The sequence below is a fragment of the Micromonospora sp. LOL_025 genome (assembly GCF_048060285.1).
Lineage (GTDB): Bacteria > Actinomycetota > Actinomycetes > Mycobacteriales > Micromonosporaceae > Micromonospora.
Genome location: NZ_JBHMIR010000036.1, coordinates 29,740 through 55,006, shown reverse-complemented (window position 1 = coordinate 55,006; position 25,267 = coordinate 29,740). Strand labels below are relative to the sequence as shown.

General features: G+C 71.1%; 13 protein-coding genes. 1 reads left to right on the top strand and 12 read right to left on the bottom strand.

The genetic code is table 11. The features are described from left to right. From ACFHW0_RS28215 to ACFHW0_RS28190, 6 genes are all read right to left on the bottom strand, one after another. Window positions 1–216 (bottom strand): hypothetical protein (locus tag ACFHW0_RS28215; protein ID WP_416612463.1); only part of this gene is annotated, 216 nt, incomplete at its 3' end. 275 nt (window positions 217–491) lie between these two features. After that, window positions 492–2,012, bottom strand: a complete 1,521-nt coding sequence (locus ACFHW0_RS28210; protein ID WP_416612461.1) for an alpha-N-arabinofuranosidase — start codon at window positions 2,010–2,012, stop codon at window positions 492–494. Window positions 2,013–2,064: 52 nt separating this feature from the next. Then, window positions 2,065–2,943, bottom strand: coding sequence for a carbohydrate ABC transporter permease (locus tag ACFHW0_RS28205; protein WP_416612459.1), 879 nt, complete (start codon window positions 2,941–2,943; stop codon window positions 2,065–2,067). Further along, on the bottom strand, window positions 2,940–3,890 hold the full coding sequence (locus ACFHW0_RS28200; RefSeq protein WP_416612457.1) for a carbohydrate ABC transporter permease: 951 nt from the start codon (window positions 3,888–3,890) through the stop codon (window positions 2,940–2,942). Before ACFHW0_RS28200 ends, ACFHW0_RS28205 begins: the two co-directional genes overlap by 4 nt. Beyond that, window positions 3,887–4,267, bottom strand: coding sequence for a hypothetical protein (locus ACFHW0_RS28195; RefSeq protein ID WP_416612455.1), 381 nt, complete (start codon window positions 4,265–4,267; stop codon window positions 3,887–3,889). Before ACFHW0_RS28195 ends, ACFHW0_RS28200 begins: the two co-directional genes overlap by 4 nt. Beyond that, a complete protein-coding gene (locus ACFHW0_RS28190; protein WP_416612453.1) occupies window positions 4,264–5,208 on the bottom strand; it encodes an ABC transporter substrate-binding protein in 945 nt (314 codons plus the stop codon). Before ACFHW0_RS28190 ends, ACFHW0_RS28195 begins: the two co-directional genes overlap by 4 nt. Window positions 5,209–5,331: 123 nt before the next feature. Between ACFHW0_RS28190 and ACFHW0_RS28185 the strand changes: the two genes are divergently transcribed. Next, a complete protein-coding gene (locus ACFHW0_RS28185; RefSeq protein WP_416612451.1) occupies window positions 5,332–6,297 on the top strand; it encodes a LacI family DNA-binding transcriptional regulator in 966 nt (321 codons plus the stop codon). A 234-nt stretch (window positions 6,298–6,531) separates the two neighbouring features. Here ACFHW0_RS28185 and ACFHW0_RS28180 read toward each other — a convergent pair whose 3' ends face one another. Genes ACFHW0_RS28180 through ACFHW0_RS28155 form a run of 6 tightly spaced genes read right to left on the bottom strand, consistent with a single transcriptional unit; the run spans window position 6,532 to window position 25,236 of the window. Beyond that, window positions 6,532–8,850, bottom strand: coding sequence for a penicillin acylase family protein (locus tag ACFHW0_RS28180; RefSeq protein WP_416612449.1), 2,319 nt, complete (start codon window positions 8,848–8,850; stop codon window positions 6,532–6,534). Beyond that, a complete protein-coding gene (locus tag ACFHW0_RS28175; protein WP_416612447.1) occupies window positions 8,847–10,115 on the bottom strand; it encodes an MFS transporter in 1,269 nt (422 codons plus the stop codon). Before ACFHW0_RS28175 ends, ACFHW0_RS28180 begins: the two co-directional genes overlap by 4 nt. Continuing rightward, complete coding sequence (locus tag ACFHW0_RS28170) at window positions 10,112–12,832, bottom strand: amino acid adenylation domain-containing protein (protein ID WP_416612446.1); 2,721 nt, start codon at window positions 12,830–12,832, stop codon at window positions 10,112–10,114. Before ACFHW0_RS28170 ends, ACFHW0_RS28175 begins: the two co-directional genes overlap by 4 nt. Window positions 12,833–12,866: 34 nt before the next feature. After that, window positions 12,867–19,556 (bottom strand): amino acid adenylation domain-containing protein, encoded by a 6,690-nt coding sequence (locus ACFHW0_RS28165; RefSeq protein WP_416612444.1) that lies wholly within the window; start codon window positions 19,554–19,556, stop codon window positions 12,867–12,869. 10 nt (window positions 19,557–19,566) lie between these two features. Beyond that, window positions 19,567–22,926, bottom strand: a complete 3,360-nt coding sequence (locus ACFHW0_RS28160) for an AMP-binding protein (RefSeq protein WP_416612442.1) — start codon at window positions 22,924–22,926, stop codon at window positions 19,567–19,569. Between the two features lie 9 nt (window positions 22,927–22,935). Beyond that, window positions 22,936–25,236 (bottom strand): pyridoxal-phosphate dependent enzyme, encoded by a 2,301-nt coding sequence (locus tag ACFHW0_RS28155; RefSeq protein ID WP_416612440.1) that lies wholly within the window; start codon window positions 25,234–25,236, stop codon window positions 22,936–22,938. Between the last annotated feature and the right edge of the window lie 31 nt (window positions 25,237–25,267).

Sequence of the window (25,267 nt, the reverse complement as noted above, 5' to 3'; positions counted from 1 at the left end):
CCCACCCGCCACCCACGCCGCCGCGCACCCACCCGCGGCACCCGATCCACACTCACCATCGAAATCTCCTTCGATTGCCTGGACCGCCCCGGACGCCGAGCCCTCGATCCCTGCGAAGGAGGTCGCCATGACGACGCACGGCCGGTCGTCCACTTCGACGACGGAGCCCACCACAGCGACCGCTTCGTGCGCGGAGCGGACGCCGCCGAGGGACATGACAGCAGCATTACATTCACGTTACGCGATAGATGTTTGCGTTAACATCGATGGATGTCAAGCCCTCGGCGTGGATGGACATCGACTACTTTGGGCGAGGGTGAAACTGCGCAGCGCGGCACCACCCGGCCACCGGTGAGCGTTTCCCGAGACGGTCGTGCACGGCTCGTCGAGAAGTGTGAGCCGATCTTCGGCACCATCGGTGCACACCCGACCGGCCTTCGCTTCGGGCGGCGTAGCCGCCGAAGCGGAGACTCAGCCGCGCCGGGGAACGGTCAGTGGGTCGGTTCCACGGACAGCCGCACGGCCGTCCACGACACCGGCGGCAACACGACCTGCACGCCGCTGGCGTGGACCGAGAGCTGCCGGTTGGGCCGCAGGACGACCCGATCCTGGTGATCCACAGTGTTGGTCGCACGAACGTCGTCGTCGGACAGGGTCGACGCCTCCACCGTCCGTACCACGAGGCCGAAGCGACTCAGATCGATGGTCAGCTCGACCGGTACGTCCTCGTCGCGGTTGACGACGAAGACCGCCACCTCGCCTGTCACCACGTCGTGGGTGGCGACCGCGTCGACCGTCGGCGCTTCGCCGTAGCGGGTCGTCTGGTATGTCGGACCGTCGACCACCGTCCGCAGGACGTCGCCGCGAGCCAGCGCCGCCGTGCGGGCGAACGGGTGGAAGATGGTCTGCCGCCAGGCGGGCCCGTCCGGTTCGGTGCGGATCGGGGCGATCACGTTGACCAACTGAGCCTGACATGCCGCGGTGACCCGGTCGCTGTGGCGCAGCAGGGAGATGAGCAGGTTGCCGACGACGACGGCATCGACGACGTTGTACTCGTCCTCGATCACCCGCGGGGCGACCCGCCAGTCATGGGTCTGCGCCTGGTTCTGGTAGCGCGAGAGGTACCAGACGTTCCACTCGTCGAAGGACAGCTGCATCTTCCTCTTGCTACGCAGCCGGGCACCGATGCTGTCGGCGGTGGCGACGATGCTGTCGACGAAGTGGTCCATGTCGGTGGCGCAGGCGAGAAAGGACCCGATGTCGCCGTCGTGTTCCTCGTAGTAGGCGTGGCAGGAGACGTAGTCCACCAGGTCGTAGGTGTGTTCCAGGACGGTGGCTTCCCAGGCGCCGAACGTCGGCATGCTGGAGCTGGAGCTACCACAGGCGATCAGTTCCAGGCCCGGTTCCGCCGCGCGCAGGGCCCGGGCGGTGGCCGAGGCGAGTTGCCCGTACGCATCGGCGGTCTTGTGTCCGAGCTGCCACGGACCGTCGAGTTCGTTGCCCAGACACCACATCCGGATGCCGTAGGGCTTCTCAGCGCCGTTTGCCCGGCGCAGGTCCGCCAGGTAGGTGCCGGCGCTCTGGTTGACATACTCGTGGACGTCAAGGGCCTCCTGCACGCCCCTGGTACCCAGGTTCACCGCGTACATGATCTCGACGTCGGCCTTGGCGGCCCATCGCGCGAACTCGTCGATGCCCACCTCGTTGGTCTCGATGCTGCGCCAGGCGAGGTCCCGACGGCGCGGACGCCGGCCCCTCGGGCCGATGCCATCCTCCCAGCGGTATCCGGAGACGAAGTTCCCGCCCGGGTAGCGGACCGTCGTGACACCGAGCTCGCGGGTCAGGGCCAAGACATCGGTACGGAACCCGTCCTCGTCAGCGGACGGGTGGCCGGGTTCGTAGAGGCCGGTGTAGACGCACCGCCCCATGTGCTCGACGAAGGTGCCGAAGGTGCGGCGGTTGACCGGGGCCACAACCGCGGCGGGATCAAGCGTCACGTGAGCGAAGTGCATTACTGTCCCTCTCGAATTGGTCACGCCGCCCCGGGGCCAGCGGTCGGTCGGGTCACTTCAGGGCACCGATGGTCAGGCCGCCACGCCAGTACCGTTGCAGCAGCAGGAACGCGGCGATCAGCGGGACGATGGCCACCAGCGAGCCGATGACGATGACGTTGAACAGGGCGGGGCCCCCGTTGCCGATGGTCGCCGACAGGTACCAGGAACGTAGGCCGACGGTGAGCGGATAGAGGTTCTGATCGCTGATCATCACCAGCGGCAGGAAGAAGTTGTTCCAGCTGGCCACCATGCTGAACAGCAGAACAGTGACCAGTGCCGGCCGCATGGCTGGCAGCGCGACGCTGAGAAAGACCCGGAACTCCCCCGCGCCGTCGATCCGGGCGGCCTCGATCATCTCGTCGGGCACGGAGTCATGAACGTAGACCCGCAGCAGGTACACCCCGAACGGGTTGAGCAACGAGGGCAGGATCACCGCCCACACCGAGTCGATGAGCCCGGCCTCGGCCATCAACAGGTACGTCGGCAGGACCAGGGCCGTCGCCGGCACCATGATGAGGCCGAGCAGCAATGCGAACAGCGCGTTACGGCCGGGAAACCGCAGTTTGGCGAAGGCGTAGCCGGCCAGGGCGGCAATGATGGTGGCCCCGATGCCGCTGGTGAGGGCATACAGGGTCGAGTTGCCCAGCCATCGCAAATAGAGGCCGCCGTCCTGGGTGAACAGCAGCCGGAGATTGCCGATCAGATGCAGGTCGCCGAACCAGAGCGGGTCCGAGCCGAACAGCCCGTCGTTGTCCTTGGTCGCTGCCACGAGCAGCCACCAGAACGGAAGCAGGAAATAGATGACGAACAGCGCCATCCCCGCGCGTGCGACGAGGCCGCCGCCGCTGCGCCGCGCCGGCCGGGTGGCCTTCGCAGTCGGGGCACTCATCGCAGTGAACTCCTCTTCCGCGTGACGACCAGGAAGGTGTACGAAGCGACGAAGACCGCTGCGCCGAGCAGGAAGGAGATCGCCGCCGAGTAGTTGTACTGCTGGTAGGAGAACGCCTGTTGGTAGGCGTAGACGTTGGGTGTGTAGCTGTTGGTGATCGCGCCCGGATTGAGAGGCTGCAGGATGAGCGGCTCGGTGAAGAACTGGAGGGTGCCGACGATCGTGAAGACGGTGCACAGCACCAGGGCCGCGGAGATCATCGGCGTCTTGATCCGAAACGCGATCTGTACCGCCCCCGCACCATCGATCCTGGCGGACTCGTAGATCTCACGCGGTACGCCCTGGAGCGCGGCGTACAGCACGATCATGTTGTAGCCGGCCCACTGCCAGGTGACGACGTTGCCCAACGAGACCAGGACGGTGTCACCGGCCAGGAAGTCGATTCCGGTGAATCGGAACGGGCCGGTGTTCTCGCTGAACAGGAAACCCCACATCAGCGTGCCGATGACCACCGGCACCGCGTACGGGACGAACGCCGCCAGCCGCAGCGTCCGCGCGAGGCGGGAGCCGACACCGTCGACCAGCAGGGCCAGCACGAGGGCGAGGCCGATCATCAACGGCGTCTGCACGAGCCCGAAGACGAGCACCCGCACCGCACCCGATCGGAACTCGGGGTCGCCGAAGGCCTGGCGGTAGTTGTCGAACCAGGCGAACACCTCGCCCTCCACCAGCGTGGAGCGGTACAGGCTGAGCTTGAGGGCGTACCCCATCGGCAGCAGCAGGAACGCGACGAGCAGGATCCCGAACGGCGCGACGAAGATCCATCCGACAGCGGCCTGGTGGTCGAACCGACGGCGGTCGGGCACGGACCGCCGGCCGACGTCGCGCGCGACGGGCCCCGCGGCCGCCCGTTCGGCAGCCGCGGGGACAGGGCGGGTCCGGGTCATGGCGAGACCTTGAAGCCCTGGCTCGACGCGTACGAAGCGACGTTCCGCTGGACGGTGTCAAGCGCGTCCGGCCAGGATGTGTCCTTCTCCACCGCCTGCCCCACCGCGGTGGTCAGTTGGTTGAAGCTGTAGCTGTTGAACGGGCTCCACGCGAACTGCTCGATGCCGTTGTATGCCGGTACGAAGACCTCGTTGACCTTCTGGCCGCCGAAGAACTCGTACTCCTTGTCGCGGAAGTAGTCCCAGTCGAGAATCGGCGTGGCGGTCGGGAACAGGAACGCCTCGTCGATGCCGATCTTCCAGGCGTCCTTGTTCGCTCCGAAGATCTCCATGGCGACCTTGGTGGCCTGCTCGGGGTGCTTCGTCTGGTCGGTCACCGCGAACGACGAGCCGCCCCAGTCGCCCTGCGCGTCCTCACCTGCGGTCCACTGTGGCAGCGGCGCCGCCCGCCACTTGCCGGCCGTCGTCTTGGCCACACTCGCCAGATAACCGGGTCCCCACCCCGCGGCCAGGTAGGTCGCGTACTTCCCGCTGCCCAACCCGTTGTAGAAGTCCGTCGTTCCGTACGCGGTGGTGTCGGCGAGACCGGTGTCCACCATTCCTCCCAATAGGACATGACCTTTTTCGCTGCTCCACTGTTAGCGTTAACGCTGACATCCCGCGGATTCGCGATGTCGTAGTTGAACGGCCGCGCGCCGGCCTGCCACATGAGCCCCGTCATGAAGCCGCCGTCGTTCGCCCCGAAGTCGGTCATGAACTTGTCGGGCGCGGCCCTCTTCAGTTTCTGTGCCTGCTCCTTGAACTCCGCCCAGGTCTTCGGCACGCGCAGCCCGTACTGCTCGAAGATGTCCTGCCGGTACAGCATCGCCATCGGCCCGGCGTCGACCGGGATCGCGTGGACCGCGTCGCCGTTGCTGACCTGCTTCCAGGCCCAGTCGACGTAGTTGCCCTTGAGGTCGTTCGCCCCGTACTTGCTCATGTCGACGAGATGTTTGGTGAGCTGGAAGGTCGGCAGCTCCTGGAACTCGAGCATCACCACGTCGGGCGCGCCCTTGCCGGCCTTCAACGCGGTCTGCAGCTTCGTGTACTGGTCCTGACCGGTCCCCGCGTTGGTCCACTCGATCTTGATGTCGGTGTGTGTGCGGTTGAACAGGTCCACCACGCCCTCGAAGGCCGGGTACCACGCCCACACCTTGATCGTGACCGGGCCCTGTGGTCTGTCGCCACCGCCCGAACCGCACGCCGCCAGCAGCAGGACGGTGATGACCGCCACCGCCGCCAACGGCCTGCGTCCTAGACTGAAACTTCTGGCACTCACTGAACTCCTCCACCGGAGATCGACTGCTTCGGCAGCCGATGCGTGTGTCACAGAGGCCGGTCACGGTGCTGGCACGTAGTCAATGGTTATGCGAACGTCACCGCGCCCACCCGGGCCCGCGTCATGCAGGCCGTCGAGCAGCTCGGCTACCGACCCAACGTCCTGGCCCGCAACCTCGCGCAGGGTCGGTCCGGGCAGATCGCCGTCGTCGTGCCGTACCTCGACACGCCATACTTCTCGGAGCTGCTGCAGGTGATCATCCGCGCCGCCCGGGTGCAGGGGTACAACGTGCTCATCGACCAGACCGACGGCGACCCCGACCACGAGCGGATGCTCATCCGGCACGGCCGCAGCCGACTGCTCTTCGACGGCGTCATCTTCAGTCCCCTCGGCCTCGACCAGCAGGCGCTGGCCGACCACGACCCCAGCCTTCCGCTGGTGATCCTCGGCGAGCGGGCCAGCCAGGGGACATTCGACCACGTCGGCATCGACGACGTCGCGGCGTCCCGGCAGGCCACCGAGCACCTGCTGGACCTCGGCCGCATGCGCCTCGCCGCGATCGGGGACCAGCCCTATCCCACGGGTGAGGCCGCGCAGCTGCGGACGCGCGGGTTCTGCGAGGCGCACGAGCGCCGCGGCCTGGCCGTGCACGAGGAGCTCATCATCGCGACCCCGAGGTTCAACCGGGTCGACGGCGCGGGAGCGATGCGGCACCTGCTCGACCTGCCGGAGCCGCCGGACGCCGTGTTCTGTTACAGCGACCTCGTGGCGCTGGGCGCAATGCACGTACTCGCCTCGCGCGGCTTGCGGGTGCCCGAGGACGTCGCCGTTATCGGCTACGACGACATCGAGGACGGCGCCTACTCGAACCCGCCGGTCAGCACGATCTCCCCGGACAAGCAGATGATCGCGACGACTGCGGTCGAGCGTCTGCTGCTGCGTATCGCCAGTCGGACACCGCTGCCCGGCATGGAGCTGCGCGCACCGCACCGCCTCGTGGCACGGGAGAGCACCTTGGGGCGAGTTGCGGCGGATGGTCACCGGCGACCGACCGGCGCGGCGGAGAGGTTTGGCCGAAGTCCGCGGTGAGGGGTGAGCGGGCTCGGTCGGTCCCGCATCCGCCCGGGTGATCGGAGCCGCCGATCGGGCGCTCCCGATGACTCCGCTCGACATGAACGGAACTGCCCTCGCTCCGGAGGTCCTGGTAGAGGTCGCCGGACGCGGTTGACCGCCGCTGACTCAGAGTCGAGTACCCTTACCGGCTGCCACCGCCGGTCCGTGAGCCCGTGCGCCACGACGAGACCCTCGGCGTGCGCGATCGGATCACCCTGCCGTACGGGGCGTCAGGGTCAGGCGGCTCCGCACCTCCGGCGGGCTTTCGAGGCGTACCTCGTACAGCCGCCCCTCGGCGTGCGCCGGCGTCTGGTCCCCGTAGTGCGGCGAGAGGGGATGGCCCGAGCTGCCGTGGCGGAGCACGTCGCGGATGCGGGTGCTGCCGGAGGGGCCGAACTCGACGACGAAGCGCCACGGCGCACCCTCGACCACCTGGCCGTCGCCGTCGGGATACATCAGACAGACGCTCTGCCCGCCGCCGCCCACCGGAGTCGGGGGCGATCCGTACAACGAACGCAGCGTGTCCGACACCGCGGCCAGGGGATGCTGGTCCGCGATCCGGTTGGCCCTGCCGTAGCGCCAGCCGGTGGGGTCGTCGCCGAACCTTTCGGCGAGTCGACGCGCCGCCTCGGTGAGGGCGACGGCGACGACGACCGGCAGTTCCTCCGTCTCGCCGAGCCGCCGGCGGGCGTCCACGTCCATCACCAGGTGGTCCACCTGAAGGGTGGCATCGGTCATGGCGTCGGCGACGGCCGCACCGAGCCGGCTGGTGATCCAGCGTTCGGTCAGCACCCGGGTCAGCGCCCCGAAGACCAGAGGTGCGACCTGGTCGGCGGCGTCCCTGCCGTCCCAGGTGGCCAACGACCGATGGCTGAACACGGCCAGCGGCGACTCCGGTGGGTTCTCGTCGAGCGCCTTCAGCAGGGTGGGCAGGATGCGCCGGGCCCGGCCGTTGCGCAGGTCCATCTGCCACGCGCCGAAGTCGTCCGGACGGGCCGTCGGCGTCGCCGTCAACAGCTCCTCGATCCGGTCGGCCCGGTACGGTCCGCCCCAGTCGCTGCCCAGGTGCGGGGGGACCCCATCGGGCAGGATCTGGTGGTTTGCGCTGACCACGAAGCCCGCTGGCGGATCGACGACCTCCGGCAGCTCGTCGAACGCGAGCGTGGTGGCCCAGCGAGCGGCCACTTCGGCCGCGCCGGCCGGGGCGAGGCCCTCCTGACGGTCACGGCGGGGCACGATTCCGGCCGTCCGCAGCGCGACCGTGCCGTCGCGGGTCGCGACGACGAGGTTGAGCACGGGCACACCGAAACCCCGCAGGGTCTCGCGGAACGCCGGGTAGTCGCGCGCCCGCCACATCCGCTGGCAGCTCTCGGCCTCCGTGGACGGGTGCAGACCGCTCCAGTGGAGGGCCACCGGGTCGACGTCCGCACCGGGTGGGCCCGGCAGGTCGACGTATCCCGCTCCGCCCGCGGCGGTCACGGAGATCTCGCCCCCGCCGCGCACCCGGACGACGCTGGTCTGCGACCATCGTGGCCCTCCCGTCGGGTCCGTCCGCTCCCCCACGGCCAGGTCCTGGGTGTCGATGGTGGAGTTCGTCACCCCCCACGCGAGATCCGGGTTGGCGCCGATCACCAGTCCGGGCACGCCCGGCACCGTCACCCCGTACGCGCGTTCGCCGTCGAGGTCCAGCCCCAGCTGGTACCAGAGGCTCGGCTGGGTGAACAGGATGTGCGGGTCGTTGGCCAGCGCGGCGAAGCCGGTGGCGGACCTGGCCGCGGACACCGCCCAGGCGTTCGAACCGCTCCCCTGCCGGCCCCCGAAGAGGTCGCCGAGGTGGGCGGCGCCGGCCGCGGAGAGCAGCGCGGTGTCGCCGCGCCGTGCCGCCGGCCCTGCCGGGGCGTCGGCGGCGATGGTGACGCTGCCGCCGGGCGGGTACTTCGGCGCCAGGAAGCTGCGGACGAGGTCCGGTCGCTCCGCCAGCAGCCGGCTGCGGAGGATCTCCTGTTGCAGGTTGCGGCCCAGGTGGAAACCGAGCTGCTTGACGATGGCCAGCGAGTCGCCGACCGACCACGGGCCCGGCCGGTACCTCACCAGGTGGAACTCGGGCGGGAGCTGCCCGCGGCGCCGCATCCGGCGCACCGCGGTGTCGACCCCGTGGGCGAAGGCCGCGAGGTTGGCCCGGGCAGGCGGCGAGAGCAGCGCCTCGCTCCGGCGGGCGGCCCGCTCGAAGGCGAGGGTACGGGCGAGGACGTCCGAACCGGCGGCGCGACCGCCGAACACCTCCGCCAGTCGTCCGGTCGCCCGCCGGCGCAGGAGGTCCATCTGCCACAGCCGGTCGTACGCCATCGCCACCCCGACGCCCACGTAGAGATCACGCTCGTCGCCCGCACGGATCCACGGGATGCCGCGCCCGTCGCGGTCGATGTCGACGGTCCCGTGCAGGGCCGCCATGGAAAGCACCCGGGTGCGCCGGAGCGCACGACTGCTCGGCCAGGCGGCCAGGCGCAGGATGCCCGCCGCGGCTCTCATGACGCCTTTTCGGTCTCCGGGAGAGTGTCATGGCGATTCAGGTCAGGAATGCGCCGGCCGACCAGCAGGTAGATCGCGACGCTCACCAACGCCAGGGCGCCGATGGCGAGGAACATGACCGGCCCGCCGAAGGACGCGAGGACGAGGCTGCCGAGGAACGGTCCGGTGAAGCCGCCGACCTGCGCGAAGGTCTGTGCGCCGAAGTAGGCTCCGCGCCGGTCCTCGGGTGCGATGCGGTCGACGAGCGCGAACTCCGACGGCACGATCAGGGTCTCGGCGACGGTGAACACCAGCATCGCCACGATGTAGTGCCACATCTGCTCCGAGATCGCGAAGCCGGCCATCCCGACGAAGGTGAGGATCCCGCCGAGGGTGATGGCGTTCAGCGGGTTGTAGCGCTGCACGTAGCCGGCGGCGAAGAGCTGGAGGATGATCACCGCCACCGCGTTGGTGGTCATGACCGCGGCGAGCACCCGGGCGCTGTCGGCGAAGTCGATGACGAAATTCTGGGCGAGCAGCACCGAGATCCTGCTGTGCACCGTCTCCAACAGGATCGCGCCGATGAGCAGGAGAAGCAGGCGGCGGTCCGACATCACCGCCCGGGCCGACTCGCCCAGTCCGCGGACGATGGCGCCCGTGCTGCGGCCGAGCGTCGCCAGCCCGGTGTTCCCGCTGGACGGTCGCGGCAGTTGCCGCGTGGCCGTCCAGAGGACGGCGAGGTAGACCAGGTACACGGCGGCGGCGGCGGGAAAGGAGATCCGGGCGCCGGTGAACCCGAGGGCCACGCCGATCAGCGGACCGACGGCGTAGCCGGCGTTGATCGCGAGGTACTGGTAGGAGAACCACTTCACCCGCAGCGCGACGGGGAGCAGGTCGCTGATGAGCACCTTCGCGACCGGACTGAAGGCACTGGTGGCGAACGCCATGGACGCGTTGAAGACGAACGCCGTCAGGGCGTCGCGCGCGAAGAAGAACCCGACGAAGCTGCCGATCACCACCAGCAGGCAGGAGAGCAGGACGCGGCGGCGTCCCACGATGTCGGAGAGCGCGCCGCCGAGGAACCCACCGGAGATGCCGAAGAGGACGGAGGAGCCGATGACCAGGCCGACCGTCGAGACGGACAGGCCGAGTTCGTTGCGGAGGTAGATGGCGAGGAAGGGAATCGTCACGCCGTTGGCCAGGCTCATCACGCCGGAACCGCCGACGAGGATCCTGGCCAGTCGCGGTGGGCGGAACGCTGCGCTCGCAGCCGGTTCCCGGGTCAACTCGGGTTTCCTTCCGTCTTGTCCTGCTGGTGCTGGAATTCGATCATCGCCTCGGCGACGGTTGCCGCTTCGGGGTCACGCAGCATGCCCTCGTGGCTGGTGGCCACCACCGTCTCGGTCAGGTTCGGCAGCACCAGGTGCCAGCCCTCGGTGTGCCCGTCGTCGTGGGACCTCTCCAGGCCCGCCACCAGCAGCAGTGCGGGCACGGTCAGGGCAGGCGCGGGCTCGGCCATGATCCGTCCCATGGTCCGGTAGTCCTCGAAGGCCCGGGCGAGCTCGCCGATCGTGGCAGCCAGCGCGGGCGCCGCGGTGGTGGCGGCCCAGCGCAGGAGTTCCGCGTCGGCCAATCCCGCCGCGGACTGCGGGGAGAGCTCGCGCCACCGGCGGGTGTGCTCGGGAAACGCGAGGGCGACGTCGGAGAGGAAGGCGACCAGCTGGGTCCGGTGGTCCTCGGAGAGACGCTGGTGGAGACATCGTGGGCTCGGTGCGTCGAGCAGGGTGATGCTCCGCACCTGGCGGCCGGCCGCCCGCACCGCGTGGGCGAGGTGCAGCGCCATCGCCCCGCCCAGGGAATGTCCGACGAGGTGGACCCCGGGACCGGCGACGGGCAGCAGCTCGGTCAGGCAGGCCTGCGCGGCGGCGGCGGAGGAGGACGGCGTGCCGTCCTGCGCCCGGAGGAGGTCGCGGGTGTGCAGGGCGTAGAACGGGCGGCCCCGCACGTGCGTCGACAACCGCGCCATCGAGGCGCCGATCCCGAAGACGCCGGGCAGCGCCACCACGGGCGCCCGGCCCGCGATGGGGTCCCCCAGCGGCAACAGGTCGACCGGGCGGCGGGACGCCACAGTCCCGTCGGCCGGCCGGGCCCGACGGACCGCGCCCGCCACCGCTCGTATCGTCGGCGCCCTGAGGAAGTCGCGCAGCGGGACGACGACACCGAACTGACGGCGTACGGCGGCCAGCAGGCGGGTCGCCAGCAGGGAGTTCCCGCCCTGCCGGAAGAAGTCGGTGTCTGGTTCGACCTCGGTGCCGGGCAGCAGCTCGGCCAGGATCGCCAGCAGGGACCGCGTGACATCGTCGACGCCTGCGGGCACGTGTGGCGTCAGGACGGGGCCCGGGTCGGGCAGGGCCTCCCGGTCGAGTTTGCCGTTGGCGGTTCGCGGCAGCGCGTCGACGAGGATGAACGCGGACGGCACGGCATACCCCGGAAGCCGACCCTCCATCCAGGAGCGCAGCTCCGCCGGAGCGGCGCCACCGTCACCGACGACGTACGCCACCAGCCGCGTCCCCGTGCCGGGTGAGGTGTGCGGCACCACCGCGGCCTGCCGCACACCGGGCCGGGCGACCAGGGCGGCGTGCACCTCCCCCAGCTCCAGGCGGTAGCCGCGGATCTTGACCTGGTCGTCGTTGCGCCCGTGGTACTCGTACTCGCCCGAGGGCGTCCGCCGGGCGAGGTCCCCGGAGCGGTAGCCGCGTACGGGCCGGCCCTGCGCGTCGGTGACGGTGACGAACCGCTGCGCGGTGAGTTCCGGTTGCCCCAGGTATCCGAGGGCCACGCCCGCACCCGTGACGATGATCTGCCCGATCTCACCGTCGGCGACCGGCTGGTCGTCCTCGTCCCACAGCAGGAAGTCGAGGTCGGGAAGGGGGGCGCCGATCAGGCTGGTCGTGCCGGCGAGATCGGAGGCGAGGATCCGGCGGTACGACGCGTGGACGGTCGTCTCGGTGATCCCGTACATGTTGACCAGTTCGGGCCCGGCGTCGCCGTACTTGGCGACCCAGGGCCGCAGGTCCGCGAACCGGAGCGCCTCACCGCCGAAGACCACCCACCTCAGCGGCAGCCGGTCGTCGTACTCGTCCTCCTGGGCCGCCAGCGAACCGAAGGCGGTGGGCGTCTGGCTGAGCATCGTGACCCGCTCCGCCCGCAGCAGGCGCCGCAGGGCGACCGGGTCCCGCATGACCTCGGCCCCGACGACGACGACACACCCGCCGGTGAGCAACGCCCCCCACATCTCCCACACGGAGAAGTCGAAGGCGAACGAGTGTGCCATGGTCCACACGTCTTCCGGCCCGAACCCGAACAGTGGCTGCGTGGTGCCGATCAGGCGCAGGACGTTGGCGTGGGAGACCTCGATCCCCTTGGGACGGCCGGTCGTGCCCGAGGTGTGGATGACGTACGCCCGGTCGGTGGGCGCGATCGGGCGGACCGGTGCGGCGGGCGGGTCGGGCTGCTCCTCGCCGCCGTCCGAGGCGTCGAGCAGAACAGCCGCGACCGTCGCGGGCAGGGAGTCGGCCAGCGTACCCGTGGTGACCACCAGGGGCGGCGCCGCGTCACCGACGATCATGCCGGTACGGACGGCGGGCGCCTCCGGGTCGAGCGGCAGGTACGCGGCCCCCGTGCGGAGCACCGCCAGCGCCGCCACGATCATCCGCGCCGAGCGCGGCAGCAGCACGCCGACCGGCCGGCCGGGCGGCGCGACCGCCGCGATCCGGCCGGCCAGGGCCCGGGAGGCGGTGGCCAGCTCCCGGTACGTCAGGGCGTGCCGGTCGCAGCGGACGGCGACCCGGTCGGGATGCCGACCGGCGACCTCGTCGAAGGCCGCGACGAGGTTGTCGGCGGTGACCGTCGCGGTGGCGGTCCGGCCGAGCGCCGGTGCGGGCACGTCGCGGCGTCCGGCGAGCCGCCGACGCAGCCGTAGCGCGCGGTCGGTCGACGTCATGAGCGGTTCTCCCCAGGTCTCGGATCGCCGGTGCTCACAGGGCGAGCACCAGCGGGACGATCAGCCCGGCCGCTTCGATCCGCGCCACGTACGCGCCCCAGTGCGGGGAGTCGATGAGCGTCGCCGTCACGCGGTGGTCGATCTCCAGGGACCGGCCGCTCACCTCACGCCAGATCTCCCCGAGCGCCCGGCGGTCCTCGTCGTCGACGAGCGTGGCCTCCTCCACCGGCCGGTCCGGGCTGCCCAGGAAGAACCTCAGCAGCCGGTCGGCCGCCCCGGCCAGCCGGTCGACGGCCTCCGGGGTGAACAGCGACCGGTCGTACTCGATGGTCAGCCCGATCCGGTCCTCGTCGGTGAAGTGCAGCAACAGGTCGAAGCGACTCGTCTGCGCGCCCAGCGGGGTCACGGTCGTGTCCAGGCCCGGCAGCGCGGCGGCACCGCGCATCGACCGGGCGACGGAGACCACGACCTGGACCAGGGGGCTGACTCCGGGCCGACGGGGCACTCCCACGAGGTCCACGATCTTCTGCAACGGCAGGCTCTGGTGATCCAGAGCGTTCAGGGCGCTGTCCCGGACCGCTGCGACGACGGCCCGCGCGCTGTGCTCCGGGTCGACCTGGTAGCGGAACGGCACGGTGTTGGCGAAGAAGCCGACGAGGTCCTTCGTCTCCGCCGGGTGCCGACCGGCGACGGCCGCACCGATCACCACGTCCGACTGCTGGGCGAGCTTGGCCATCAGCACCGCGCTGACGGCGTGCACGACCATGAAGAGGGTCACGTGGTGTTGCTGCGCGAACGCCCTCACCTCGGCGGAGAAGGTCTCGTCCCACTCCCGGCGGTGCTGGCCCGCGGCCCGCGCACGGTCCTCGGTCCGCTCCAGGTCGGTCGCGAGGGCGAGTTCCCCGTCGTAACCCTTCAGGTAGGACCGCCAGAAGTCGCCCTCGCGTCGGGCCGGCGCCGATTCGAGGTAGTTCTGCTGCCAGCGGGAGTAGTCACCGTACTGGATCGGGAGCGGGACCAGGTCCGCCTCCCGTCCCGCCCGGTGGGCCGCGTACGACTCCGCGATCTCCCGCAGGATCACCTCGTTGGACCAGCCGTCGGTGACGACGTGGTGGCTCGTCCATCCGAGCACGTGGTCCCGGTCCGAGAAGCGGTACAGGGTGGCCTCGGTCAGCACACCACCGAGGTCGATGCGCCGCGTCGCCCGCTGCCGGACGTACTCCAGCATCGCCTCGGTGTCCCCCTGCGCGATGACCGCGTCAGTGGCCTGCCGTACCCGCAGGCGCGGCTTCGCATCGGGATCCACGACCAGCAACGGCACGCCGTCGCGTTCGACGATCCGGCTGGACAACACCTCGTGCCGCGCGACGAGCCGTTCGACGGCCGCCCGCAGCGCCGCCACGTCGAGGCCACCGTGAAGATGCAGGAGGTAACCGTCGGTGTAGGCGCCGTCGGAGTCGAGCTGGTCGAGGTACCAGAGGCTCGACTGCGCCATGGACAGCGGGAACTCCCGCAGCCCCGCGGGCCTCGCCGGGATCGGTACGTCCGCCTCCCGGTCGTCCGTCAGCGCCGCCTCGACCCGGGCGGCGAAACCCCGCAGCGTCGGGTTCTCGAACAGCTCCCGGATCGGCAGGCGGACCCCGAGGCGGTCCCCCAGCCGGGCGAGGACCTGCGTCGCGTGCAGGGAGTGGCCGCCCAGGTCGAAGAAGCTCACCTGGGGCCCGGGCCGGCGACCGGACAGCACGGAGGCCCAGATCTCGGCGACGGCCTCCTCCACCGAGGTCATCGGGGCGGAGCTCTCCCCGGTCGGTTCGTCGACCGGGGACAGAGCTGTCGCCGCCAGCGACCGGGTGTCGACCTTGCCGTGGCTCGTCCGCGGCAACCCATCGAGGCGGACGAGGAAGTCCGGGATGGCGTTGCGCGGCAGGACCTGGCTGAGCCCGGCGCGAACCTCCTCGGGCCGCAGGTCCCGGCGGACCAGGGAGCCCTCGGTCGCACCGCTGGCGGCGCCGGAGACCACCTCCGGTACGAAGAATCCGGCGAGCTGCTTGCCGCCGTCGTCGGACTGCCGGACGATCACCACGCTCTCCTGGACGCCCTCGACACCGGCGAGGGCGCGACTGACCTCGTCCAGTTCGACCCGGTTCCCTCTGATCTTGAGCTGGTTGTCGATCCGACCGAGGAACTCCAGCGAGCCGTCCGCCAGCCGGCGGCCACGGTCACCGGTGCGGTACATGATGCCGTCCCCGTCGACGGCGAAGGGGTCGTTGACGAAGGCCGCGGCGGTCCGGTCGGGATCGTTGACGTAGCCGCCGCCGACGCAGATGCCGCCTGCGTACAGCTCTCCCGGCGTGCCGGTGGGTACCGGCTCCCGGGCGCCGTCCAACACGTACAGGGCGGTGTTGCGGGCGGGTCGTCCGAGGGGGACGGACGCGTCCCGCTCGTCGACGTCCGCCGCGACGAGGTGGTGCAGGACGTCGTCGGACGTCTCGGTCGCCCCCCACATGTTCAGCAGCCCCACTTCGGGGAGCAGCCGGCGGAACGTGTTGGCGGTCTGTGGGGTCAGTGTCTCCGCCTGTGAGGCGACCCAGCGCAGGCGGAACGGAGGGAACGCGTCTACGCCGTAGAACGCGAGTTCGGCGCACATGATGTTGAGCACGGAGGGCGTCACCTCCAGCACGGTGACCCCGTCCTCGGCCACGGCGCGCAGCAGCGACGCCGCGTCCTGGCCGATCTCGTCCGGGTAGATCACGGTCGTGGCACCGACGGCGAGTGGCGCGAGGAGCTGCCAGACGGAGATGTCGAAGGTGGCGGCGGCGTCCTGGGCCAGCCGGTCGCCGGGCCGCAGGTCCAGTTGCTGGATCTTGGTGTCGAGGTGGTTGAGCATGCCGTCGTGCCGGATCAGGGCGCCCTTGGGGTCGCCCGTGGATCCCGAGGTGAAGAGGATGTACGCGCTGTCCCGGCCGCCCGGTGCGGGGCCGAGCGCGACCGGGGTGCCGGCAGCGGCGGCGAGCACGTCGGCCAGGTCGACCAGCTCGAGGTCACCGATCGCGGCCAACGCGGCGCGGTGCGCCCCGTCGCACACCACCAGCCTCGCCTCCGCCCGCTGCACCATGCGGGCGACGCGTGCGGCCGGGCCCTGCGGCAGCGGCAGGTACACCGCGCCGAGGCGGAGGATGGCGAGGGTGACGACGAGGTAGTCGATGTTCCGGCCGCTGGCCAGGCCGACCACGGTGCCGTGGCCCACCTGCCGCTCACGCAACCATCCGGCCACCCGCTCGACGTGTGCGGCGAGCTCCCGGTAGGTGATCTCGCGGCCGCGGCAGACGGCGGCCACCTCGTCGGGGAACGTCTTCACCGAACGGGCCATCCGTTCGAGGAAGCCCGTCGCCGTCGCCGGCTCGACCGGCCCACGTGAGATCGCCAGCAACGCCTGGTACCGCTGCTCACCGAGCAGCGCGACCTGCGTCGGCTCGTCGTCCGGCTGGTCGACGACGCTGGTCAGCGCCCGCAGGAAGATGTCCGCCACCTCGTGGAGCTGGTCCTCCGAGATCCGCTCCATGTTCGCTTCGAGGTCGAGCGTGAGCAGTCGACTGAACGGGTCCTTGTTGAACTCGGCCCGCAGGGTGAAGTTCGTCTGGATGTAGCCGAAGCCGTCCACCACCTCGATGCCCGTGGCATGGGCCAGCCGTTCGTAGCCGTGGAAGTGGGTGTAGTTGAACATGATGTCGGTCAGCTCGGGCACGCCGGCGAGGCGGAGCATCTCGGCGTGCGGGAAGCGCCGCACCGGCAGCAGCTCCCGCTCCTTGTCGCTGGTCGCCGCGATCAGGTCGCGCCAGGTGCGACCCCGCAGCCGGAGCCGGAAGGGTACGAGGTTGAGGTGCAGGCCGATGACCTCGGTGCCGCCCTCCTCCTCGACCCGCCCGTTGGCGGCGACGCCGAGGACGACGTCGTCGCGTCCCGTGAGCGCCATCACCACCCGGGCATGGACGGCCATCACCACGTGTTTGACCGACACCCCGCAGGCGGCGGCGAGCTGGTGCAGGCGGTCGGAGAGTTCCGCCAGGAGGTCCACGCTGAGGAAGCCCATCCGTCCCTCGTGGACCTCGCCGGAGCCCCGGGCCAGGCGGGGCAGCAGGCTCGGCTCGACGTCGGCCAGCTCCTGTCGCCAGAACTCCCGGACCGCCTCGTCGCGGAGCACGGCCTGTTCCTTGGCGATGAAGTCGGCGTACCGGCGCACGGGCAGGGCACGGTCGTGCGACGTGATGCCCCGCAGGTCCTGCCAGTAGTCGACGAGGACCTCCGCGAGCAGTGACGTCTCGCTCCACCCGTCGAACATCGTGTCGTGGAAGCTCATGGAGAACATGAACCCCTCCGGGCCGAGCAGGTGCGCCGTGAACCGGACCAGTGGCGGCTGCGCCCAGTCGTACGGGTTGCTCATCTCCCGACGTCGCCAGGCCTCGAACTCGGCCAGCTGCCGGTCCTCGTCGAACCGGCTCAGGTCCGTCACGTCCAGCGGGGTGCGGGCCTGCGCGTGGACGACCTGGAGCGGTTGCGAGAAGCCGGACAGGTGGAACGACGTCCGCAGGATCTCGTGGCGCTCGGTCACCCGCGCGAGCGCGCGGCTCATGGCGTCGTGGTCGAACCTGGCGCGCAACCGGAACATGAAGATGTCGCAGTACATGTTGACGCCTTCGGCGTACGCGCTGTGGAACAGCACGCCGGCCTGGAGGGTGGCCAACGGGTAGGCGTCCACCGTGCCGGCCGGCAGGTGCGCCCGGTCCGCCGGGTCGATGAGGCTGAACGGCTCGACCGGCGGGTCGATCGACTCGTCCGTGGTGACCGCGTCCGCGGCCAGCGCACGCGGCGTCTTCAGCTCGTAGATGTCGGCCAGGTCCAGCGTCATCCCGCGGGCCGCCGCGGCCGCGCGCAGCTGCACCGCGATGATGGAGTCCCCGCCGATGCCGAAGAAGGAGTCGTCGGGTCCCACCCCCTCGACGCCGAGCACCTCCTCGAACAGCGCGCAGATCGCCCGCTCCACGGTCGCCGAGGAGGCGTCGGCCACCGCCTCCGCGGCCATCGGCGCACGGAGCTGGTTGGCCGCGGTCGGTGCGGGCAGGAGCGTGAAGTCGACCTTGCCGTTGGCGTTGAGGGGAATCTCCGGCACCGGGACGACGAACGCCGGCAGCATGTACGACGGCAGGCTCGCCCGCAGCAGTTCCGGAATCTCCCCCAGCTCGCAGCCGGGGTCGTGAGTCACGTACGCGACGATCTGCGCCCGGTTGCTGCCGGTGCCCGACGCCGCCGGCTGTCCGGCGCGGACGAGACTGCGGACCGAGGAGATCCGCCCGGACACCTCCTCCTGTTTCACCACCGGATTGCGCTGCGGCCGTGCCCGACGGACGGTCACCGCGACCTGCCCGACGCCGGGTACCGCGGTCAGCGCGGCGTGGATCTCCCCGAGCTCGACCCGGTGCCCACGGATCTTGACCTGGTCGTCGGCCCGCCCCAGGTACTCGTACTCCCCGGCGGGAGTCAGGCGCGCGAGGTCACCGGACCGGTATCCCCGCAAGGGCCGGCCGTCGACGGTCAGGTCGAGGAACCGCTCGGCGGTCGGTCCGGGCTGGCCCAGGTATCCGGTGGCCACCCCCGGTCCGGTCACGATGATCTCACCGGTCCGGCCCGGGGCCACCGGCCGGCCCTGCTCGTCCCAGAGCAGGAAACCGAGGTCCGGCAGCGGACGCCCGATGAGGCTGGCCGTGCTCGTCAGGTCGGCCGCCAGGACCCTGCGGTACGAGGAGTGGACCGTCGTCTCCGTGATGCCGTACATGTTGACCAGCCGCGGCTGCTGGTCGCCGTACCTGCTTACCCAGGGCCGGAGGTCACCGAAGCGCAGCGCCTCACCGCCGAAGACCACCCACTTCAGCGGCAGCCTGTCGGGTTGGGAGACCTCGTGCGCGATCAGGCTGTTGAAGGCGGTGGGCGTCTGGCTGAGCATCGTCACCTGCTCGTCGGCGAGCAACGCCCGGAAGGCCACCGGGTCCCGTGCGACGTCCTGTCCCACGACGACCAGCCGGCCACCGGAGAGCAGCGCCCCCCACATCTCCCAGACGGAGAAGTCGAAGGCGAACGAGTGGAACATCGTCCAGACGTCCCCGGCGCCGAAGCCGAACTGCGGCCGGGTGACCCGGATCAGGCGCAGCACGTTGCCGTGGCTGACCTCCACGCCCTTCGGCCGCCCGGTGGTGCCCGACGTGTAGATCACGTAGGCACGGGTGTCCCACGCCGCGGGGCACCGCCCGTCGGCGTCGTCGCTGCGGTCCTCCGCGACGTCCTGCGGCCCCATCACCGGGGTGTCCGGCGGCAGCAGTTCCGCCAGCTCGGGAGTCGTCAACACCACCGAGGGCGTCGCGTCCGCCACGATCAGCCCCAGCCGGGCGGCGGGAGTGGACGGATCGACCGGCACGTACGCCGCGCCCACCCGCAGCACGGCCAGGCTCGCGATCACCATCTCCACCGAGCGCGGCAGGAGCAGCAGCACCGGACGGGACGGGTCGTCGACCCGCGCCCTGATCGCCGCGGCGAGAGCCGTCGACCGGGCGGCCACCTCGGCGTACGACATCCGCCGGTCCCCGCAGCACACCGCGATGCTGTCCGGGTGACGTCGGACGACCTCGTCGAACGACTCCACCAGATTACCGACGGCAACATCGGAAGCAGTCATCATTTCCGCCTTAGCTGAGTCGAACCGGGTCGTGAGCGAGTGGTGTGGACGGCCGTCGGACCAACCGGGCGAGACTCTCGGAGAACCGCCGACACACCTCGGCTGCCGCCTCCGCGGACACGAGGTTGCGTTGATGGACGAGTCGGAACGCGAGTCCGCCCGCGTCGAGGGCGCCGTAGAGGCTCGTCGCGAATGCGGCGTCCACGGGCGGTATGTCGAACGTCTCGACGTCGTGGGACCCGATCCGTCGCCGCCGGCGGACCCAGGGCACGGACAGCCCCACGTCGCCGCCGTGCACGGGCTGCTGGAGCGTCAACGTCGCCTGGAAGAGCGAATTCTGGCCGTGCCGATCCGCAGCCAGTGCCCGGACCAGGTCGCTGAAGGGCACGTCCGCGGTCGACAGTGCCGCCCGCAGTTCCCGCCACAGGCGTTCCTCGAGCGTCGACGGATCGGGCCGGTCGGTCAGGTCGCCGAGGACGGGCACCATGTTGACCAGGTAGCCGACGGTGCCGGCGAAGCGCTGGTCGGTGCGCCCGTGGTGCGGCGCGCCGATCACGATCCGCGGCTCGCCGGTCACCTCGTGCAGGGCCGCGGCGTAGGCGGCCAGCAGGGAGACGAAGGGGGTGAAGCCGCGCCGCGCCGCGTGCCGGTGAAGGGTCCGTACGACGTCCGGGTCGACCTCGAAGTCGATCCAGCCGGCCCGGTGCCGGTCCGGGTCCGGTCGTCGTCGTGGCGCCCGGGCCGAAGCGGGCCGTTCCGGAAAGAGAACGAGGTCACGCAGCGGCCGCCACTTCTCCGCCAGGGCCGCGACCCGGTCCCGCCAGTCGGGGTCGAGTCGCGCCTGCTGCTGTAGCCGGGCCCAGTCGGTGGCGCCCGCCGCGACCGGTCCCGCCGTGGCCGGCGGGGCGTCGACGCCCGTGATCCGGGGCAGGATCTCGGCGAGCAGGAGCTGAAGCGACCAGTGGTCGACGACCGCGTGGTGACACGCCACGAGAAGCACCGTGCCGTCCGGCGGGTACGCCACCCCGGCCCGCACCAACGGGCCCCGCACCAGGTCGAAGGGGCGGTAGGCCCGTTCGTGCAGGTAGGCCCGTACCGCCTCGTCGGGGCCGTCCGGGAAGGCCCGGCACTCCCAGTCGACCGTGCCCTGGTCGTGAACGGTCTGGACGCCGGATCCGAGCGGTCCGAGCGTCGTGCGCAGCGCGGGGTGCCGAGCGACGGCCGTGTCGATCGCGGCGCGCAGCAGTTCCTCCTCGACGCGACCGGAGACGCGCAGGGCGATGGCCAGGTTGTTCGCCCGGTTGCCGCGGGACACCTCGTCGTAGAAGTGCAGCTCGACCTGGCCGGCCGAGGCGGGGTTGACCGCGCCGGTCTGCGCCGGCAGCGGTACGGCGGCCGGGCCGGGATCCGCGGCGGCGGCGACCAGCTCGGCCACCGACCGGTCGCCGAAGAACAGCTCGGTGTCCAGGGTGCCGTCCACCAACCGCTCGACCGCCGCCTTGAGTTCGATCAGTCGCAGCGAACCGAGTCCGAGCGCCGCCAGCGGCAGCGACGGGTCCAACTCGGCCCCTTCGAGGTTCGCGTACCGCCGGACGAGCTGTTCCACCGCGGTGGACCGGTCGCCGGGGTGGGTGTCGGCGGCGGCCCGCCCGGGTGCCACGGACGGGGCCGTCGGCACGACGAGCTTGAGCCGCCCGCCGACGAACTGCTCCCTGGTGGCACGCCGGCGGATCTTCCCGCTGGAGGTCTTCGGTATCGCGCCGGGCATGACGACGACCACGTCGTCGAGGTCCAGCCCGCACCCGGTGGCCACCCGGCGCCGCAGCCCGCCGGTCAAGGACGTGAGCAGCGCGGGGTCCGCGCGCAGCCGCGCCAGCCCGCTGCGGGAGGCCTCGACCACCAGCGCCACCCGCTGATCACCGGTCTCCGGTTGGAACGCCGCGGCACCGCCCGGGCGCAGGTGCGCGTCACCCGCGGTGGCGACGGCCTCGATGTCGTGCGGGTGGTAGTTGCGGCCCGCTCGGATGATCAGATCCTTCTGGCGCCCCGCGACGTAGAGTTCGCCGTCGTACATCGCGCCGAGGTCCCCGGTACGCAGGAATGTCCCCTGCCGGCCGCCGACGGTGGCGGCGAACGTCGCGGCGGAGTCGGACCTGCCCCAGTACCCGGCGGCCACCCCGCCGGAACTCACGCAGATCTCGCCGACCTCGCCCGCGGCGCAGGGTTCGCCGTCCGCGCGGCGCAGGGCGACCGTCGTACCCGGTGGCGGGGTGCCGCAGGAGACAAGCGTGACCGCGTCCGTCCCTGCCGCGCCGGTCGCCCCGGTCAGCCGGCCCGTTTCGAGAGCGTGCCGGTCGAAGGTGCCGGCGCGGTAGCCGGTCGACGCCTCGGGGCCGCTGACGAAGAGCGTCGCCTCGGCCAGGCCGTAACACGGATAGAACGCTCGGCGGTCGAACCCGAGCGGCGCGTACGCGGCGGAGAACGCGTCCATCGTCCGCCTGTGCACCGGCTCCGCGCCGTTGAAGGCGATCCGCCACGAGCTGAGGTCGACCCCGTCGAGCAGCCCGGCGTCGAAGCGGTCCGCCAGGAGCTGGTAGGCGAAGTTGGGTCCACCGGACAAGGTCGCCTTGAACCGGGACACCTCCGCCGGCCACCGCAGCGGATCCCGGACGAACGCGAACGTGTCGAGCAGGATCGCCGGTATGCCCACGAACAGTGGCAGCAACGTGGTGCCGATGAGGCCCATGTCGTGGTACGTCGGCAGCCAGCTGAGCACCACGTCGTCGGGGTTGATGCCGAAGCCGGCGGCGATGGCCCGGTGGTTGTCGGTGAGGTTGCCGTGGCCGACCATGACCCCCTTGGGATCGCCCGTCGATCCGGAGGTGTACTGGAGGAAGGCGAGGTCGCCCGGCCCGGGCCGGTGGGGTCCCGCCGGAGCGGCCTGCGCCCGCACCGCCTCGATCGCGTGCACCGCCGGCCCGTCCGGCTCGGCCGCCAGCCCCGACAGCGGTTCGACCAGCTTCGCGGTGGTCAGCGCGTGGGTGGCGCCGCAGTCGCGCACGACGGTGGTGACGCGGTCGAGGCGCGCGTGCGGGCCCGGCGGGTAGAGCGGCACCGCGACCACGTTGGCGTAGAGGCAGCCGAGGAAGGCCGTGACGTAGTCGAGGCCGGGTGGGAAGAGCAGCAGCACCCGGTCGCCCGGTTCAGCGACCGACCGCAGGTGGCCGGCCACGGTACGAGCGCCCTCGTCGAGCTGCCCGTACGTGGTGCTGGTCGCCACCCCGGCACTGTCGACGAAGGTCAGTGCGCGGTCGTCCGCCCGGGTGTCCGCCCAGGCCGACAGGGCCGCGATGAGCGAGGTGTGGGTCATGGTCGTCTCTCAGTGGGCCGGGGCCAGGGACGTCTCGTCGCTGAAGGCTTCCGGGCGGTCCTCGTCGACCAGCAGCCGGACCTGGTCCACGGCGGTGTGTATCCGGCGGATGACCTCCGCTCTGCTGGGGCCCGTGGCGATGACGTGCCCCAGGCGGTCGTAGGCGTTTCGTGGTGGTCGCACGGACGTGCCGGGGCACGCCGTCACGGTCACCTGTTCGACGCCGTCGAGGCGCTCGGTCTCCGCCCCGCCCGCGGTACCCCGCAGCGTCCCGGGTCGGGAAGCCACCAGAAACTCGATCGCGGCGTACCCGTGCGTGGTCGAGGAGAGCCGGGTCGGCTCTCCGACGGCCGCGGCCAGCTGCGCGGCGAGCAGGTCGGCGCCGGTGGCGAGGCGGTAGAGCTCGGGGATCATCCCGCCGGCCGGGCGGGGATTGATCTCGATGATGGCCGGGCCGGACAGCGTGAGGCGTACCTCGGTGTGGGTCGCTCCGTGTGACATCCCGACCGTGGCGAGCGCCCGCAGGACGGCATCCACCATCTCGGTCGCCTGATCCGCCGGCAGGTCCGCGGGAAAGACGTGACCGAGCTCCACGAAGTGCGGCCCGCCGGTCACCCGCTTCTCGGTGATCCCGAGACAGCGGTTCCCGGTGTCCTCGCCGAACACCTCGACGCTGAACTCCGCACCCCGCACGTACTCCTCGACCAGTGCGCAGCGGGCGGTCGGCATGCCCCGGACGTTGACGCGCTGGCCGAGGACCGTCTCCACGTGCGCGGTCGCCTCCTCGACGGTGGCGCAGAGCAGCACGGCGTTGGAGCCGGAGTCGTCCGCGGGCTTCACCACGCACGGCAGCCCGACCTCGCTCACGGCGGCGGCGGCCCGTGCCGGGTCCGTCACCGCCACGAAGCGGGGTTGCCGGATCCCGCTGTCCCGCAGCGCCTCCCGCAGCAGGGCCTTGTTCCGACAGGCGGCCACGGCTGCCGGCGGGTTGCCCGGCAGTCCCAGCCAGTCGGCCAGCTCGGCGGCGAGCACGGTGTAGAAGTCGCTCGTCGTCGTCACGCCGGCGAGCTGTTCGCGACGGAACCTGCCCTGAATGAGCGAGCGCAGGACCGGCAGGTCGTGCGTCTCGCAGACGAGGACCTCGCAGTCGGTGTCGGCGAGCCCCGGGTAGCGGTCGGGACGGTTGGTGAGCAGTACCGGACGCAGCCCCATCCGTCGCGCGACGCTCAGGGCGAGCACGCCGGTGCCGCTCGTGTTCGCCTCCAGGAACAACAGGTACCGCTCGTCGTTCGTGCGCGGGACGTCGGCCGTCCGCGACCAGCTCACGGCGACCTCGCCGGGGCTGATCGGACGCGGCCGGTCCGCCGCGTCCATCTCGTGGAGGCGGTCGGCGGCCCATCCGTCGTCGTAGACGGTCTGCGCGTACCGGTCGCCGCGATCGGGGAAGATGCCGACGATCCTGGTCCCCGGCTCCGCCCGGCGGGCCACGTCCTTCAGCACCTGGTAGACCGACCCCGACGTGTTGCCGCCGAAGATCTGCTGCTCGCGGGCCAGGTCACGGGTGGCGCCGAACGCCTCCCGGTCGTTGAGCCAGTGCACCTCGTCGATCTGGCGACGGTCCAGGTTGGCGGGCTCGAGGCTGTTGCCGAGTCCACCCTGCAGCCTGTTGGGCACGTCCGGTTGACCGAACAGCACGCTGCCCACGCAGTCCACCCCCACCACCCGCAGCTCTGGCAGCGCGCGTCGCAGCGCGCGGGCCGAGCCGCACAACGATCCACCGGTGCCGACCGCCCCGACCAGGACGTCGAAGGAGGTGAGATCCCCCAGCAGCTCGCCGGCCAGGGACCGGTACGCACCCGGGTTGTCCGGATTCCGGTACTGCTCGGGAAAGAACGCACCCGGCAGGTCTTCGAGGAGCTCGTGCAGCCGTTCGAGGCGGGCACCCTGCCAGCCCTGGCGGGACATCCGGTCGACGACGTGCACCTGGCAGCCCAGGGCGCGCAGCTTGGCGAGCGTCACGGGGTCGATCCGGGGGTCGGTGACGACGTGCACCGGATGTCCCAGGGCGGTGCCGACGAGGGCGACTCCCAGCGCCATCGTGCCGGAGGAACTCTCGACGATCGGCGCGCCCGGTTCGAGTACGCCCAGCCGTCTGGCCTCGAGGATCACGTGGCGGGCGACCCGGTCCTTCATCGCGAAGAGGTTCTGGAGTTCGAGTTTGGCGTACACCTGGACGCGCGGGTCGACATCCATCCTCAGCCTGATCAACGGCGTGTGCCCGACGGCGTCGACGACGTTCTGGAAGATCACGCGCTGGCCCCCGATCGTTCGTAGGTGCCGG

Coding starts and splice junctions, on each gene's coding strand:
- ACFHW0_RS28200 (WP_416612457.1), bottom strand. CDS start 3,890: ATGACCCGGACCCGCCCTGTCCCCGCGGCTGCCGAACGGGCGGCCGCG.
- ACFHW0_RS28185 (WP_416612451.1), top strand. CDS start 5,332: ATGCAGGCCGTCGAGCAGCTCGGCTACCGACCCAACGTCCTGGCCCGC.
- ACFHW0_RS28160 (WP_416612442.1), bottom strand. CDS start 22,926: ATGACCCACACCTCGCTCATCGCGGCCCTGTCGGCCTGGGCGGACACC.
- ACFHW0_RS28205 (WP_416612459.1), bottom strand. CDS start 2,943: ATGAGTGCCCCGACTGCGAAGGCCACCCGGCCGGCGCGGCGCAGCGGC.
- ACFHW0_RS28210 (WP_416612461.1), bottom strand. CDS start 2,012: ATGCACTTCGCTCACGTGACGCTTGATCCCGCCGCGGTTGTGGCCCCG.
- ACFHW0_RS28165 (WP_416612444.1), bottom strand. CDS start 19,556: ATGACTGCTTCCGATGTTGCCGTCGGTAATCTGGTGGAGTCGTTCGAC.
- ACFHW0_RS28180 (WP_416612449.1), bottom strand. CDS start 8,850: ATGAGAGCCGCGGCGGGCATCCTGCGCCTGGCCGCCTGGCCGAGCAGT.
- ACFHW0_RS28170 (WP_416612446.1), bottom strand. CDS start 12,832: ATGACGTCGACCGACCGCGCGCTACGGCTGCGTCGGCGGCTCGCCGGA.